19 protein-coding genes and 3 tRNA genes are annotated in these 15217 nt (G+C 56.1%); 8 read left to right on the top strand and 14 right to left on the bottom strand.

Annotation, left to right across the window (positions count from 1 at the left end):
• The first annotated feature begins 53 nt into the window (after positions 1-53).
• The 8 genes from ACW5W8_RS11545 to ACW5W8_RS11510 all read left to right on the top strand — a co-directional run bounded on the left by ACW5W8_RS11545 (position 54) and on the right by ACW5W8_RS11510 (position 5076).
• A complete protein-coding gene (locus tag ACW5W8_RS11545; RefSeq protein ID WP_498627999.1) occupies positions 54-242 on the top strand; it encodes a Trm112 family protein in 189 nt (62 codons plus the stop codon).
• Positions 239-988 (top strand): 3-deoxy-manno-octulosonate cytidylyltransferase, encoded by a 750-nt coding sequence (gene kdsB, locus ACW5W8_RS11540; RefSeq protein ID WP_498627998.1) that lies wholly within the window; start codon positions 239-241, stop codon positions 986-988. The genes ACW5W8_RS11545 and kdsB overlap by 4 nt, the downstream gene beginning before the upstream one ends.
• A 212-nt stretch (positions 989-1200) precedes the next feature.
• Positions 1201-1845: a UvrY/SirA/GacA family response regulator transcription factor gene (gene uvrY / locus ACW5W8_RS11535; RefSeq protein ID WP_005337448.1), complete on the top strand. Its 645-nt coding sequence runs from the start codon at positions 1201-1203 to the stop codon at positions 1843-1845.
• 127 nt (positions 1846-1972) lie between these two features.
• The gene (gene uvrC, locus ACW5W8_RS11530; protein ID WP_498627996.1) at positions 1973-3826 is read left to right on the top strand and encodes an excinuclease ABC subunit UvrC; all 1854 of its coding nucleotides are present in this window, start codon (positions 1973-1975) and stop codon (positions 3824-3826) included.
• Between the two features lie 201 nt (positions 3827-4027).
• Positions 4028-4582 (top strand): CDP-diacylglycerol--glycerol-3-phosphate 3-phosphatidyltransferase, encoded by a 555-nt coding sequence (gene pgsA / locus ACW5W8_RS11525; protein ID WP_031227442.1) that lies wholly within the window; start codon positions 4028-4030, stop codon positions 4580-4582.
• A 181-nt stretch (positions 4583-4763) separates the two neighbouring features.
• Positions 4764-4839, top strand: a tRNA-Gly gene (locus tag ACW5W8_RS11520).
• Between the two features lie 35 nt (positions 4840-4874).
• Positions 4875-4948, top strand: a tRNA-Cys gene (locus ACW5W8_RS11515).
• A gap of 41 nt (positions 4949-4989) precedes the next feature.
• Positions 4990-5076, top strand: a tRNA-Leu gene (locus tag ACW5W8_RS11510).
• Between the two features lie 24 nt (positions 5077-5100).
• On the opposite strand, the gene ACW5W8_RS11505 is transcribed toward ACW5W8_RS11510, so the two are convergent.
• The 14 genes from ACW5W8_RS11505 to ACW5W8_RS11440 form a co-directional block, all read right to left on the bottom strand.
• Entirely contained in the window at positions 5101-5976 is an 876-nt protein-coding gene (locus tag ACW5W8_RS11505) for a tyrosine-type recombinase/integrase (protein WP_498627994.1), read from the bottom strand.
• Between the two features lie 194 nt (positions 5977-6170).
• Entirely contained in the window at positions 6171-6359 is a 189-nt protein-coding gene (locus ACW5W8_RS11500; RefSeq protein WP_498628048.1) for a DUF4224 domain-containing protein, read from the bottom strand.
• Positions 6274-6759 (bottom strand): hypothetical protein, encoded by a 486-nt coding sequence (locus ACW5W8_RS11495; protein ID WP_498628051.1) that lies wholly within the window; start codon positions 6757-6759, stop codon positions 6274-6276. Before ACW5W8_RS11495 ends, ACW5W8_RS11500 begins: the two co-directional genes overlap by 86 nt.
• 147 nt (positions 6760-6906) lie before the next feature.
• A complete protein-coding gene (locus tag ACW5W8_RS11490; RefSeq protein WP_498627993.1) occupies positions 6907-7698 on the bottom strand; it encodes a hypothetical protein in 792 nt (263 codons plus the stop codon).
• Between the two features lie 312 nt (positions 7699-8010).
• Complete coding sequence (locus ACW5W8_RS11485; protein ID WP_498627992.1) at positions 8011-8589, bottom strand: phage N-6-adenine-methyltransferase; 579 nt, start codon at positions 8587-8589, stop codon at positions 8011-8013.
• Between the two features lie 19 nt (positions 8590-8608).
• Complete coding sequence (locus ACW5W8_RS11480) at positions 8609-9697, bottom strand: hypothetical protein (protein ID WP_498627990.1); 1089 nt, start codon at positions 9695-9697, stop codon at positions 8609-8611.
• Positions 9698-9756: 59 nt separating this feature from the next.
• The gene (bet, locus tag ACW5W8_RS11475) at positions 9757-10728 is read right to left on the bottom strand and encodes a phage recombination protein Bet (protein WP_498627989.1); all 972 of its coding nucleotides are present in this window, start codon (positions 10726-10728) and stop codon (positions 9757-9759) included.
• On the bottom strand, positions 10725-11567 hold the full coding sequence (locus ACW5W8_RS11470; protein WP_498627987.1) for a PD-(D/E)XK nuclease-like domain-containing protein: 843 nt from the start codon (positions 11565-11567) through the stop codon (positions 10725-10727). The genes bet and ACW5W8_RS11470 overlap by 4 nt, the downstream gene beginning before the upstream one ends.
• Complete coding sequence (locus tag ACW5W8_RS11465) at positions 11564-11929, bottom strand: hypothetical protein (protein WP_498627985.1); 366 nt, start codon at positions 11927-11929, stop codon at positions 11564-11566. Before ACW5W8_RS11465 ends, ACW5W8_RS11470 begins: the two co-directional genes overlap by 4 nt.
• Positions 11930-11931: 2 nt before the next feature.
• A complete protein-coding gene (locus ACW5W8_RS11460; RefSeq protein WP_498627984.1) occupies positions 11932-12123 on the bottom strand; it encodes a hypothetical protein in 192 nt (63 codons plus the stop codon).
• 289 nt (positions 12124-12412) lie between these two features.
• Positions 12413-12910, bottom strand: a complete 498-nt coding sequence (locus ACW5W8_RS11455; RefSeq protein ID WP_498627982.1) for a hypothetical protein — start codon at positions 12908-12910, stop codon at positions 12413-12415.
• Positions 12907-13191, bottom strand: coding sequence for a helix-turn-helix domain-containing protein (locus tag ACW5W8_RS11450; protein WP_498627981.1), 285 nt, complete (start codon positions 13189-13191; stop codon positions 12907-12909). The genes ACW5W8_RS11455 and ACW5W8_RS11450 overlap by 4 nt, the downstream gene beginning before the upstream one ends.
• A gap of 101 nt (positions 13192-13292) precedes the next feature.
• Positions 13293-13769: a DUF4411 family protein gene (locus ACW5W8_RS11445; RefSeq protein WP_498627980.1), complete on the bottom strand. Its 477-nt coding sequence runs from the start codon at positions 13767-13769 to the stop codon at positions 13293-13295.
• Positions 13756-14904, bottom strand: a complete 1149-nt coding sequence (locus tag ACW5W8_RS11440; RefSeq protein ID WP_498627978.1) for an ImmA/IrrE family metallo-endopeptidase — start codon at positions 14902-14904, stop codon at positions 13756-13758. The genes ACW5W8_RS11445 and ACW5W8_RS11440 overlap by 14 nt, the downstream gene beginning before the upstream one ends.
• Between the last annotated feature and the right edge of the window lie 313 nt (positions 14905-15217).

Below are 15217 nucleotides of genomic sequence, written 5' to 3'. Positions count from 1 at the left end.
CCATCGCTGGCGTGATGAAGCCGCCAGCGCGACATCGTTGAAGGAGTATCGTTTTGGCTTTGGACATCAAGTTGCTCGACATCATCGCCTGCCCGGTCTGCAAGGGTAAGCTGCACTACAACAAAGCAGTTCATGAGCTGGTCTGCCGCTTTGACAAGCTGGCCTATCCGCTGGAAGAGGGGATCCCGGTGCTGCTGGAGAACCGCGCCCGTCCGCTCAATAGCGAAGAGCTGCCGTCATGAGTTTCGTCGTCGTCATTCCGGCCCGCTACGCCTCCACCCGGCTGCCGGGCAAGCCGCTGGCGGATATCCATGGCAAACCCATGGTGCAGCACGTGGTGGAAAAAGCGCTGCAATCGGGTGCCGATCGGGTGATCGTCGCCACCGATGACGATCGGGTGCAGCAGGCACTGCTGAGCACCGGCGTCGAGGTGTGCATGACCTCACCGGATCACCAGTCCGGCACCGAGCGTCTGGCCGAGGTGTGCCGTCACTACGGCTTTGCCGCCGATACCATCATCGTCAATGTGCAGGGGGATGAGCCGCTCATTCCACCCGCCATCATTCGTCAGGTGGCGGACAATCTGGCTGCCGCCACGGCGCCGATGGCGACCCTGTCGGTGCCGATCAAGGATGCCGAAGAGGCGTTCAATCCGAACGCAGTGAAAGTGGTGACTGACAAGGATGGCTACGCCCTCTACTTCAGTCGCGCCAGCATTCCCTGGGATCGGGATCGCTTTGCCAACAGTCACGAGCAGATTGGTGACCACTACCAGCGTCATATCGGTATCTACGCCTATCGCGCCGGCTTTATCCAGCGTTACGTAGACTGGGCACCGAGCGTGCTGGAGCAGGTCGAGGCGCTGGAGCAACTGCGGGTGCTCTGGTACGGGGAGAAGATCCACGTCGCCCAGGCCCTTGAAGCGCCGCCGGTCGGGGTGGATACCCAGGCCGATCTGGAGAAGGTGCGCGCGTTCTTGGCCAAGTGATGGTCACTGCACGAAAGTCACGAAAAACGGTGTCGCAAGGCACCGTTTTTTGTTTTGAAATTTTATATAATTATTTGATTTTAAACGCTAAACATGGGTTTTCTCAAACTTTTGGCGTGCATGGTTTGCCAAAGCGACGAGTTTGGTTATGATGCAAGACGCCCTGTTAACCCTAACCGGGCGGCTAAAACGAGATAAAACGGGGTGTTTGGGTGATAAATGTATTCCTGGTCGATGATCATGAGCTGGTGCGTACAGGGATAAGACGCATTCTTGAAGATGTGCGTGGGATCAAGGTGGTGGGCGAAGCACAGAGCGGCGAGACCGCAGTTACGTTTTGTCGCCAACACCATCCGGACGTGATCCTGATGGACATGAACATGCCGGGTATTGGTGGTCTGGAAGCGACCCGCAAAATTCTGCGGATCCGCCCCGATGTACGCATCATAGTGCTGACCATTCATTCAGAAAATCCGTTCCCCACCAAGGTGATGCAGGCGGGCGCCGCCGGTTACCTGACCAAGGGGGCAGCCCCTGACGAGATGATCCAGGCGATCCGACTGGTGCACTCCGGTCAGCGCTACATCTCCCCGGAGATTGCCCAGCAGATGGCACTCAGCCAGTTTGCCTCAGCTGACGAGAATCCCTTCAAGTCCCTCTCCGAGCGCGAGCTGCAGATCATGATGATGATCACCAAGGGGCAGAAGGTGACCGATATCTCCGAGCAGCTCAACCTGAGCCCGAAGACGGTCAACAGCTACCGCTATCGTCTGTTCAGCAAGCTGGGGATCAACGGTGACGTGGAACTGACTCATCTGGCCATTCGCTATGGCATGCTGGATGCCGATACCCTCTAATCGGGTGGCGTGTGGTCACAAAGGCGGCGAGTGCCGCCTTTTTGCTTTTTTGCCCCTTTGCTTTTCAGGTGGCGAGGGCAGTATGCTCTGCCCGTCAATTTTTGCCTTTGTGTGAGCCGAGTAGCTGATGACCCTCTCTCCCGAACCTCTCTTCGACAGCAAGGCGTTTCTGAGCGCCGTCACCCATCAGAGTGGCGTCTACCGCATGTATGACAGCGGTGGCATCGTGATCTATGTGGGCAAGGCCAAGGATCTGAAAAAGCGGCTCGCTTCCTACTTTCGCACCAACGTCGACAGCATCAAGACCCGTACCCTGGTGCGCCAGATCGCAGATATCCAGGTCACCGTCACCCACACCGAGACCGAGGCGCTGATCCTCGAGCACAACCTGATCAAGCAGTACCAGCCCCGTTACAACGTGCTGCTGCGGGACGACAAATCCTACCCCTGGATCATCATCACCGCGCACCAGCATCCACGCATCGGTGTCCATCGCGGTGCCCGCAAGGTGAAAGGGGAGTACTTTGGCCCGTATCCTTCCGGTGGCGCAGTGCGCGAGAGCCTGTACCTGATGCAGAAGATCTTTCCGGTGCGTCAGTGCGAGGATGCGGTCTATGCCAACCGCACCCGTCCCTGCCTGCTCTATCAGCTCAAGCGTTGCGCCGGCCCTTGCGTGCCCGGACTGGTGAGCGAGGCCGAATATGCCCAGCAGGTGGAGCTGGCCAAGCTGTTTCTGGCGGGCAAGAACCAGCAGGTGATTGGCGAGCTGGTGGGCAAGATGGAGTCCGCCAGCGGCGATCTGCGCTTTGAAGAGGCAGCCCGCTATCGGGATCAGATCCTGGCGCTGCGCCGGGTCACCGAGCAGCAGTCGGTGAGCGGCAACGTGCTGGACGAACTCGATGTGGTGGGGGTCGCCTTCCAGCAAGGTGCTGCTTGCATCCACGTGCTCTTTATCCGTCAGGGCAAGGTGCTGGGCTCTCGCAGCTACTTCCCGAAAGTGCCGGCCGACACCCCGCTCGACGAGGTGGTGCAATCCTTCCTGCTGCAGTTCTATCTGTCGGGGCAGGGGGGGCGGCAGATCCCGAGCGAGGTGCTGCTCGATGTGGCCCTTGAGGACGAAAACGTCATCGCCGAGACCCTGAGCCAGACCGCAGGCTACAAGGTGCGGGTGGTGAGCCGAACTCGCGCCGAGCGGGCCCGCTTTATCAAGCTCGCCTCCATCAACGCAGAGACGGCACTGCGATCACGGCTGGCTCACAAGAGCACCATGACTGCTCGCTACGACCAGCTGGAAGAGCTGCTGGAGCTGGAGCGCCCCATCGCCCGCATGGAGTGTTTCGATATCTCCCACACCATGGGGGAGCGCACGGTAGCCTCTTGCGTGGTGTTCAACCGGGAGGGGCCGCTCTCATCGGAATATCGTCGTTTCAATATCGACGGTATCACCGGCGGTGATGACTACGCGGCGATGGAGCAGGCGCTGGAGCGCCGCTTTGGCAAGCAGCAGGAGCCGGACAAGGTGCCGGACGTGCTGTTTATCGACGGTGGCCTCGGTCAGTTGCGCCGCGCCGAAGAGATCCTGGCCCGACAGCTGGAGTTCCTCGGCGGCAAATATCCGCTGCTGGTGGGGATTGCCAAGGGGGTCACCCGCAAGGCGGGGCTGGAAACTCTCATCATGGGGGAGAGCCACGAAGAGCTGCATTTGCCGGCAGATATGCCCGCTTTGCACCTTATTCAGCATATTCGCGATGAATCCCACCGTTTTGCCATTACCGGTCACCGGGCCAGACGGGCCAAGGCCCGCACCAGCAGCAGTCTGGAGGATATTCCGGGGGTGGGGCCAAAGCGGCGGCAGGCGCTGCTCAAATATCTGGGCGGCCTGCAGGAGGTCAAAAAGGCGAGCGTGGATGAACTGGCCAAGGTACCTGGCATCAGTCAGGAGCTGGCCCAGACCATCCACGATGGCTTGCACAGCGCTTGAGCAGGGTTAGCGGCATGGCAACATCGCTAACTCCTTGATGCACAAGAGCCGTGACGCGGGGGGGCCGTAAATGCCATAATGGCCCTCGCATTTTGAGAAGATTGATGGATTAAAAAGACCAAGACGGGCGCCAGTGCGGTTGCATCGCAAATCGGCTTTGGCGCACTATGTAGCGACGTACAAGAAGTGGCTGAAAAAATAATGACAAACATACCTAACCTGTTGACGTTTTTCCGGATTTTGCTCATTCCCGTCTTCGTCATCCTGTTCTATCTGCCTTACCAGTGGTCCTATCTGGCTGCCGCCATCATCTTTATTCTGGCCGCTGCCACCGACTGGTTTGATGGCTATCTGGCCCGCAAGCTCAATCAGTCCACCGCCTTTGGCGCCTTCCTCGACCCCGTTGCCGACAAGATCATGGTCGCCGCCGCACTGGTGGTCATCGTCGAACACTACAACACCATCTGGGTCACCATTCCTGCCATGACCATGATTGGCCGCGAGATCATCATCTCCGCCCTGCGCGAATGGATGGCCGAGCTCGGCAAACGATCCTCGGTGGCGGTCAGCTGGATTGGCAAGTGGAAGACCATGATCCAGATGGTGTCACTCACCGGTCTTATCTGGCAATACAACGTCTGGATGGTGTGGCTCGCCTATGTGATGCTCTATGTCGCAACCGTGCTCACCTTCTGGTCGATGTTCCAGTACATGAAGGCTGCCTGGGGCGATTTGACCCACCACGCCAACCTGTGAGTCACATGCGCCGCAAGGTGAGGTTTCCGCTGATTTGAGGCAGGAAACGGCCAAAGGCGCTAAAACTGTTCAAAAAGGGCAAAAAATGCCCGAACGATCAGGTAATTAAATATTTCTGGTTGACTGGGCGAGGAACATCGCTAGAATGCGTCCTCGTAGTCAGGCAGTCAGCCAGACCAATGCGGGAATAGCTCAGTTGGTAGAGCACGACCTTGCCAAGGTCGGGGTCGCGAGTTCGAGTCTCGTTTCCCGCTCCAAATTCAGACAATAGAGAGCCAACTCTCTTTTGTATGGCGCGTTAGCAAAGCGGTTATGCAGCGGATTGCAAATCCGTTTAGTCCGGTTCGACTCCGGAACGTGCCTCCATATTGACAAGCCCGCCACGCGAGCTTGATACCGATTGCGGTGCCCGAGTGGTGAAATCGGTAGACACAAGGGATTTAAAATCCCTCGACGTTCGCGTCGTGCCGGTTCGATTCCGGCCTCGGGCACCATTAAAATCAAAGACTTACCAAGCATTAGCCCCCGCCCTTAACTCCTTGGGGAATATCGGGGGAATATGGCGAGGGAATATCAGGCACATTTTTTCTGGCGGTTTCTACTGTCGGCACGCGCTTGATTGACCTGTCATACACCTGCACTTGCCCCTCTGTTTTGTGTCCGCTTATCTGCTGTTTATCCCTGCTTGAACCACCCAGATCTGAAATGGCTTTTGCCTTGATATCGTGGAATGTGAAATCAAGCGGCATCTTCGTTATCTCTCTTGCCCGTAACATTGTGTTGCGCCAAGCGGCATCAAACCCATTGCTGGTATAAGCCTGCCCATCTGGTTTAGACAATACGAACCCAGCAATGCTGTGCTTCGCCAGATTGCCAGCTGCCTCTATGGCAGCCTTGAGCCTCGGTGACCACATCTTTACCTGCCTGACGGCAGTTTTTCCTTGCTGGATGAAGACACCATCATCAAGAATGTGCTCCCATCGCATGGCCAGAACGTCTCCCTTCCGTGCCACGCACAGGTAAGACAGCTCCATGGCGATCTGGATCATTGGAGGAGCCAGATTGTAAACAGCTTGATATTCCGTGTCTGTGATGTAGCGCGTTCGCGCCTTCTCTTTGAACTGTCTCACTCCCTGGCATGGGTTGATTTTTACCCGCCCACGTTCATATGCCCAGCGATATGCCCGTGAAAAAAATGCCTTTTCTCTATTAGCCTGAATGCGGCTCTTTAGCCCGCACTTATCCAGGTACGCCCTGACATGTTTCGGTTCTACCGCATCGGCCGCCATTTTTCCGAATACCAGCAGCACCGGTTTGCTGTGCTTCCGATAGTCCAGCTTGGTGTTCTTTGCCAGATCGGCAAAATCTGCAGACAGGAAGAACTCCTCGATCATGGCCGCCACAGTGTGTGTAGCCACTCGTTGATCGATCAGCTTTTCGTATGCGGCCCAGACCTCGGATTGTTTTACCGTTGCCGCGCATAACTTGATTGAACCGCCCCCTACGGGGCGGAACACTATGCTTGGGCCCTTGATGTAACAACGTGGTGGCAACCAGTTGTCTGCAGGGTTGGATCTAGTCCTGGCCATCAGCTGAGTGCCTCAAGGTTAAAGCCGTTATTGCTATCATTGTTCACTGGGTGATGGCTTGCGCTTCCCGTGAGCCACTCGCGCGTGGTGGATGGGCGACCATCAGGGCGACGCAAGAACCTGATCCCGGCCTTCTCCAGCGCCTTGCACTGCTTCGATGGTAGCTTGTACCCTGTGAGCTGCTCGATCTCCTGATCGCTTACGATTAGTGGGCTTTCCATGGTCGGTGGTCCTCGTTAGTTTGGTGATTTCATCCCGTCCTGCTCGGTTGTAGAGAAAGCACTCCACCTGCTTTCTGCTGCTGCTCGCCTGGTCAAGGCGATACTCCCCGAACGCGGGGCGTTTAAGGTTGTGCTGGTTGGCCAGCCTGCCGATGGCTTGGGCACTCACCCCCAACTCCTTGCCCAGTTCGGTGGCGCTCCAGAGCTGGCCGGCAACCCTGGGGGCTTCGATAGGCAAATCGAAGTGAGCTAGGATGCGGCCGATCTCACTGAGCTTGGCTGCTTGGGAAAGGGTGGGGGAGAGTATGGTATTTACCAGGTCATCCAGCAGTTGGCTGCTCTGGTCGATGAGTTGTAGTTGTTGCATGGCGTGGCCCTCCTGTCCTTGAGGATGGGGCGCCAATTGGGTTGAAGGAAGAGCCGTTAATCAGCACCTGCTGGCTGTAAATGTGCGTGGAAGGTGCAGCATGTGAGAGTGGATAATGCCTTTATAAACACTGCTGTCACCTTGCCCCTACCCCTCACCGATCAGCTTGCGCAGCTCTTCATTCAGCTTCTCTATCGCATCAAAACAGTCCATCTGCTCTCCTAGCAAGCGCTGACCGATCGCCACGTTACGGGCCAGCTCAATTCGCAGCCGCTTTACTTCGGTCAACACTTCTCTCGCCTTACTTTGTCGATCCATTTCATCGGCTTGCTTGAGTGTCATGTTGAGCGACCGCTTGGGATGGTCTGGCATCTTGCCAGCCAGATCCGCCCGCACATACGGTACCTCGCAGCCAACCACCGAGTCCGCGCACCAGCTCACCTCGCTGGTATCGCTCGGGAATGGCTCGCTGTGGTAGTGGCTCTGGTCGCCAACCTGCAGCCAGATGCGCTCCGGTGCGGTACGGATGGTTTCGGTGACAGCTACTGATTGCTTTGGTCGCTGCCCTGCCATGGTGGTAATGGCGTCATACATCCACGCCTGCACTGGGTTAAGTGCATCCTTCTCAGGCACTTCTCCTGCAAGCTTCATAATGGTAACCATGCGGCTTACCAAGTCGGCCTGTGCCTGCTCGCGTTTGTGGTGATTGGCCAGCAGCTCCAGTCGCGAGCGTATCGGATGCTGATCTGGCACGATGCCGGAGAGAATTGCCTTGTTAATTGCCAGTCCGGTGGTGTTGCGCTCTTCCAGCAGGCCATTGATCTTGGCCTGCAGTTGCTCAACTCTGGTGAAGGGGACGAACTGCCCCTCGCTGCGTGCTTCCATGCAGAGTCCAAACGCGCCACGCTTGTCGTGTATGGTGCAGTCATATCGCTTCATCAATTCTCCTTACCGCTTAGGGTGGTCAACTCGAACGGGCTGGTGAAACGGTGAGTCTTTAGGTTCGCAAATCTCATGGTCGAGTCCTTTGGGTCGGTTAGATGCTGGCTTTCTTGGCTGCCTCTTCAGTTTTTTGGCGATTACATATAATCCCACCCGGCAAGACGAACTTCCCGGGTTATGATGAAAGGGGCATGACGACACCTAGCCCGGCGATCACGGCGCCGGGGTAGGGCGATTCAAGGTTTTTCATGGTGTGCCTAAAAGTTATCCACTGTTTCTGTGTGCCTGGCAGTGGATGATTTGGGGGTATCAGGCTGCGGCGCCGATGGGCTCTGCTCCGGCGAGCATTAGGGATTGCTTACTTACATCTGAAATCCGGCAGGTGCCTCGCCAGTTCGGGGCGAAGATGAGCAGCATCGATCCTTTGGGGTTTCCCTTCATTTCCTTGCCAGTGGCCTGGTTGATGAAGTTGATCCGGCCATTGCGCCATTTGCCATGTTCATCGTGGTAACCCTTGATGTGGCGAACCTCGCTGGCCAAATCCCCCGGGTACCACTCAGTGCTGGTGTCCTGCGGTACCAACATGACGGTACCGATCCCCTTACGTTGCTGCTCGATGGCTTTATCTACCCATGGACCGATATCGGAATAGGGTGGGTTGAGCCAAGCCCAGGGCGCGCGTAGAAAGGGGCTGATGAAGTCACCCCAATCCACGCTGAGGGCATCAATGCCGGGCGTCAGGTAGTGCTGGCATAAGGCTGTTTCTGGCAGGGCAGCCGCATCGAGGGCAAAGTGGAATTCCCGATCCAACGCTCTAAAAAGGAACATGGGAGTCTGGGTGAGATCTCGGGTACCGGAAGGAGTGGTTGAACCTCGGAAATCAGCCATCAAGGTACCTCCTCTGTGTTCAGTAGTTGATGCTCAGGTGCGCGATCTGGTTCTTGGCTATGTGGGCGATGAGGCTTATAGCGTTCTCTTCCTCAATGCCGAGCCCCATCATGTCCATCATGATTGAGCCGTGGATCCGGCCGCGGTGATCACGGTCGGCAAGGCGGCGGGCATCATCTTCATCCTTGAGACGCTGTTCATCGGCAATACGTTGGCGTTCCTGTTCCGCTGCGCGGGCTGCAGCTTCTTCTGCCTGACGTGCAGCATTGTCTTCTGCTTGCTGGCGGGCCAGCTCGGAGGCTTCGGCATCACGTTTGGCTTGAGCCTCGCGCTCGAGTGCCTCATTGGCTTGGCGAAGCGCCTCTTGCTCACGGTGTTGTGCAGCTTCACGCTCGAGGCGTTGACGCTCTTCTTCCTGGATACGGGCGTTTTCAGCAGCTTGCTCTGCTATCAGGCGTTCGTGGTCGATGCGATCCTGCTCGGCCTGCTTCTTGCGCAGCTCCTCCAGCTCTGCTTGCTCGGCCTCATACTTCTGACGGGCCGCCAGCTTCTCACTCAGTCGTTTGGTTGCCAGCTCCCTGGCTACGGTCGCCTGCGGCAGCAACTCCTGCCAGCTGTTATCCAGCTCGGCTTGCTCCACCTCCAGCAGCATGGCTTGCAGGTCTACCGATGCGATATCGCTGCTGGCTGCGGCACCCAACGCATTGAGACGGGCGAGGCGGGCATTGAGGCCGGCAACCCGGGTTGCTTCTGCCTCTTCAAATTGCGTCAGAGGTTTGCGTACATCGTCTTTCAGGGCATCCAGGGTGTCGCGGATCAGCTTGCGGTTGGCATCGATGCGTGCCGGGATTTCCTTGTACTTGGCGGTCAAATCCTTGCCGAGACCATCCAGATAGGTTTTGGTCTTGGCTACGGCATAGGCGACGCTGGCAATCTCCTTGCGCCCCTTGGCGGTGGTGACATCAGGCACCAGGCTGGCTGCTTTCTGGCGAATGTCTGCCAGCATGGCGTTGATGCCATCTCCCTCGGTGAACAGGGCAACTGCGGTGGTGGGGTCAATTACAACCAGCTGGGTCTGGGCGGTGTCGGTCTTGGCTTGTTCGGTCATGGCGGGTCCTTCGGAATAAAAAAGCCCGCGGGTTGGCGGGCTGGTGAGAGTGAGTTGGGTTACATGGCCTTCTTGAGCTGGGCTTTGCGCTCGCCAGCAACCTGCTTGATGCCGTCGGCAATGGCTTGGTCGCCGGTTTCGCTGGCCCATGCCCAGGCGCTGGTATAGGCCTGCTGCCATTCGACGGTATCGCTTGCTGCTTCGATAGCGGCGCAGTGGTCGGCGTAGGCGTTGGCGTGGTCAACCGGCTCGCTGGTATCAAGGGGTTGCTGCGCTTCGGCTTCGATGGTGATCGGCTGCTCCACGCTACCTTTCATGGCTGCGAGCGTGCGATTGGTGGCCTTCGGCTGCTGGACTTGAGAGCCCGGGATCTCGTTGATGAAGATCTCCTTGCCCTCCATCTCTTCGGCGGTCGGCTCGCTGCCAATCTCTGGCCACGCCTTACGCAGTGCCTGCGCCTCGGTACACTTGGCCAGCTGGGCATAGGGGCGCTTGCGCCACATGGAATTGGGGCATTCGCTCTTGCTGCTCTGGGTGGCGTAGTTCTCCTTCCAGCGCTCCAGGGCGTGGAAGGCAACCCGCTGACCGTCAATCATCTTGTAGACGGTGTACTTGCACCACTGTGGGTAGGTGAAGGTGATCTTGTTTTGTGTGTTGTAGGGGTCTTGGAACTCCTCAACTACATCCGGGCCAAACACCGGCTCATCGGCACCGGCGTAGTTGCCAGAGCGATCAGCCTGAATGCGGTACATCCCAATACCTGGCATCGGCACATCGCGCCAAACCTTCTCTTTGGTACGCGCATCGGTGACCTGCATGGGCACCAGATGAACCGGCTTGAGCAGGATGTCGAGCCCACGCGCCTTACAGTAGTCGATGGCCATCACCACAGAGTCAGGGTTGGCGCCCGGGTAGATGGTGTTGCACAGGGCGTTCCAAGTCGGCTCGTCAATGCCGCGCTGGGCCAAGATGGGGAACTGGCCGGCGAAGTTTTCGGCCGCCTGTTGTTTGATGGTTGCGAGGTTACTCACGCTGCCTTCCTTGCCCATTCTGGGCGGTTAAGTGGTATCAGGTCGTGCCAGTCGTTGTTAACTCGGCACTCGTGGAATTTGCGTAGGTCGCGGCGGTAGAGGTCAAAGCCTGCCTCTTTCCACTCCTGCTCCAGCGGGCGAACCCGCACCGGGTAGCGGCCGCACTCAATGGATGAGCTGACCGCGATAAAGATGAAGTCCGGTATCTCGCCGTAGATTTCCCGATATCCATCGGAGTACATGGCGTCCTGAACGTGGTAGCGGAACTCCTCGACATGGCGCCTAAGGCGACCCATGTCGTCCACCTTCTTCACATCGGCAAGAATAGGGTGGCCGGTCAGCATCCTGTCTGGGCGGCAGCGACAAAGCTCTTCTGTCTCGCGGTCAGTCCAGTAGAGCGACCCCTCGCAGATCCCGTCCTGCTCCAGCAGCCAGCGTGCATCCGGGTGGGCGAATACGCTTTCGCGCATCAGCTGCAGTTTGCGGTCATCCTCGAACGAGATGATGGTCTTGCCCAGCTCGACGCAGTTGGCCAGAAACTCCTTTTCTTCGTCCTTGCCAGCGTTGGTGCGGCGGTTGAATTCAGGGGCGATAATGAAGCGGTCCTTGAACTCTTCCGGCTCTAGCAGCAGGCAGTGCAGGGCGGAGCCCATGTCCAGCGCCTTGAGCTTTTCCTCATCGACCGGCGCGCTTTTGCGCCAGAGGTAGGTGGCCGGACTCTGGGCAATGTCGTCCAGTTGAGACTTACTGACGCCCGGGCCAGCGTGGTACTCCTCATTGGAGAGACCCAGCACCATGCCGTGTGGGAGGGTTTGTCTGGTATCAACAAGGGTGTTCATGCTGCGCTCCTCTGCTGGTATTGCTCCCACTGCTCGGCGTTCATAGTGTCCTGTAGTGCGGCAACATGGTCATTCCATGCGCTCTGTGCCAGCTCGGTCAGCCCTTCTTCCAGAAGTAGCCGGATATGGAGAGCGATCGACACTTTGTCGCCAGTTACCATCAGTAGGTAAACGGCTTGATTAAAGCGAGTTTTCTGGTCGGGATTCGCTTCGGCCTGCAGAGTGTCTACATCGATATCGAGCTGGCCTGATAGCAGCGGGAGGCTATTAGCCTCTACCCACTCGGCAATCCATTCAGCCTTGGCGTTGGCTTCGGCCTCTTTGCTGTCAAGCAGGGCAAGCAGTGTGGTTTCACTGGTCATGGTTACAGCTCCATTTCAAGGCGCAGGGCGCGCTGTGCGTGATACTCCTCGATGGCACGGCGGGTGCTCGTACTGCGGCTTGCTTCACTGCGGTCTATGTTGGAAGGGGCATGGTCGAGGGGGTAGGGGTGGCGGCTCGGTGGCAGCATGGCGCAGCGAAATGCCTGCACCTGGGCTTCGGTGAGTTGTTTCATGGTCTGGGTCCTGTGGTGGTATTCAGAGACTAGAAGCGTTAATTTGGTATCATTTGACGCTTCGTTTGCTGGAGGAGTTATGGCGTGGTTTAAGGTGGTTACGGACAGCACTAGTAGTGCCGAATACAAGCAAATTACTCAGTGGGACAGTGTGTTAATTGGTCAAGGCACTTTTGGGCACAAGGTGTTCTCGGTTCTCAGTGATGACCATAAGCAGGTGACTTACTTTCTTTCTGATGAGTTTGAACCGATAGCGTTGGCGCTTAATGCGGAGCCTTGCGAGATGCCATCAAAAGCCAGCGAAAATTCGCTCAAGCTCGTCATCGGGGATCCCTCGGTCCTTCACCCGAGCGAGTAACCCTCTGATCGCATCGAATCGAGGGGTGAAGTAGTTCCTGACGAAGCCAAATTCGGCAGTTCCATCACCGTCGATGAAGCCATTGCTGTAGATGTTGATGACTCTCCCGTCACGGCTCCTTACCTGAAATACCAGGAGCGGTAGGTTTTCTTCGGATTGGGCTTTCTGTTCAACCACACTGGCGCCCATGAAAAGGCTATATCCGTGAATGGTGATTTCCGTCCCTCCGGAGCTCCTTACAAAGTCCGCGGCTTCGTTACCAATGAGGCCATCGTCCAGAGCTTGTGCAATCTCGCGAAGAGCTTGTGCAACTTCGGGAAAGAATCGGCGATCGCCAATCACATCATTCTGCATGTGGATGGATACCACTCTGCGCTGGACCGCGATGTTCTCGATGCTGCGAGGGTTACTGAGGCCAAGCACCTTCATTTCGATGTCTCCAATTTAACAGGCTCATTCCCCTGGCCGGTGAGCAGCCACTGGAAGTGAACTGATAGCTCTGGATGCTGGGCGAGCAGCAACAGAGTGCCGCCGCCAATCTCCCGGTAGTTCAGTTCGTAGTTCTTGAGCGTTGTTGCAGGGATCCCCAGCAGGTCGGCAAATTTCGGCCGGCTGAGGCCAAGTCGTTCCCGCAACTGGCGCAGGCGCTTGCGGCATTCGTCATTGAGTTGGGGGATAGTCTCGTTGCATTGCTCGGTACGTTTGCTCATGGTTGGGTCCTGTGGTGGTGAAAAAAGAAACCCCGACGCGAGGGTCGGGGTTGCTAGGAGAATCTGGAATTGTCAGATTGAGAATTGAGGATGTATAGCTATCAACCGAAGACTGCTCCAGATTTCTTTAAGTAATTAAGGAAACTGGTACATGTGACGTTCACGTCACTCATTCTACAAACGGCGGGGATTTTCCAATTAGCTTTCAGTTTGTTGGGCGTGAGCTGAAAACTCTCATCAGTTACAAGTTCACAGGCATGAACCTTAGCAGTGGCAATAATGAAAAGGTCATTCTCATCCACACCACTACCATATTTATCGTTAATGCCTAATAACTGCTTTATATGTAATGCTTGAAACAAAATTTGCTGGTTGACCGGGGTTTTATGAAGGCCAGCTTTGGTAAGCCAAATTTCACATTCAGGGTATTTATGTCCCACTTCTTCGATAGCTACCTGAGACATAATGATCAGGCCTTTCTGGACTCGCTCAGCCATCCATTCCCATAATGCAGGAAATTGGTCTATTGGATAGTTGTCCCATGCATAGATTATGGATGACGCATCAAATACCTGCATAGTATTGCTCCAGCTTATGCAGGTCGGCGATCTTCAAGTTATCTAGGTAATTACTAGCTTTAGCCAAGGTGATGCGGCGTGAGTTCAACGCATCAAGCACAGTGCGAACATAACCATCACCGAATACATGGATCGGTTCACGACTGCGATAACTGCGGCTTCCGCCCTCTTTTTCTGGCCATATCTGTTTGCTGATCCAAGAGCGATATGCTGCATAGTCTTCGGCATGAAGGCGCCCTGAATCCAATAAACGTCTCAGGATCATTTCCCCACTGACACCCCAAGCATCACGTTGAGGTTTAAGCCAATCATCGTAGCCAATCACATCGTCAGGGCGCAGATCGTCAGCGATACTCGATAGAAACTCATCAGGTACAAGCAGGTGTCCGGCAAACGCATTTGCTTCGCGTTCTGCTCCTCCCGAAGCATGCAGGTCACCGTCATCGTCAATCGAACTGGTACGGTGCAGTAGCAGGTGGCCGAGTTCATGCATCAGCGTGAAGTTTTGACGAGATTCGTGATCCTGCTTTTTGACAACAATAACAGGACATTCCGGGTCGTAGAGCGAAAATCCGAGGATTGGGCTTTGCTTGGCGATCTGCCACTTCCCGTGGTAGCCGTTACTACGGAAGACCAAAATGCCGCAGGCTTCTATCGCCTTGCGGTAACGGTCAAAATCGTTGCGATCCTTTAGGTCAAGCCATTGTCTGACAACCTTAGCTGCCTTTGGAATACTCAATCCTGCTAGGTCTGGCGGCGTAAACGTTGTGACACCTTCTGGTGAAAGTTCTTCGCGCAAAGCCAGGAATGTTGCCTGTTGTTGTTCAACTCGTTCAATCAACAGCCTCACCTGATTGGAGAGCTCAGGCTTTTGGTTGGTGAGAGTCCGGAATTGTGGCGAATGTACTTGTTCCGCGTTGACATCACCTGGTTCCATAAAGAACAGGACGCCACGCCCAAAGAAGGCTGCCAGATTACGTAACTGATTGAATGTAAGACCCGCTTCACCTGTCATCGTTTTTGCGAAGGCGGCCGGGGCAATACCTAATTCATGGGCGAGTTCATCCTCTGCCACACCGCGATCGGCACAACACCATTTAATTCGAGCGAGGTTGAGTGAGTGAATACGTTCCATGACCGGATTAATCAGACCTATATGCAGTTGGGTTTAGTCACTTGAAGTCTATCTTGTGGGGGGGAAGGAAGCTATCCCCCAAAGCAATCTGGTATCACCCAGCCTGCAACCCCCTGTTGCAAGGGGCTCCAGGCTGGCCACTGTTGCTAGTGGCCGCCGTTCACATTCACACACTGCATTCCGGTTCTACGGGTTATCAGCGCATCCCTACCGGCATCGGGATTTGTGGTTGTGAGCCGGGTTCTGGTTGTTAAAGAGCGATGCAACGCTGAATTCAGGTTGCAGTTAGCCAAAGCATCCTTGCGGTGCTTGA

The sequence above is a fragment of the Aeromonas aquatilis genome, from assembly GCF_054052405.1.
This window is presented reverse-complemented; position numbering and strand designations above follow the sequence as displayed.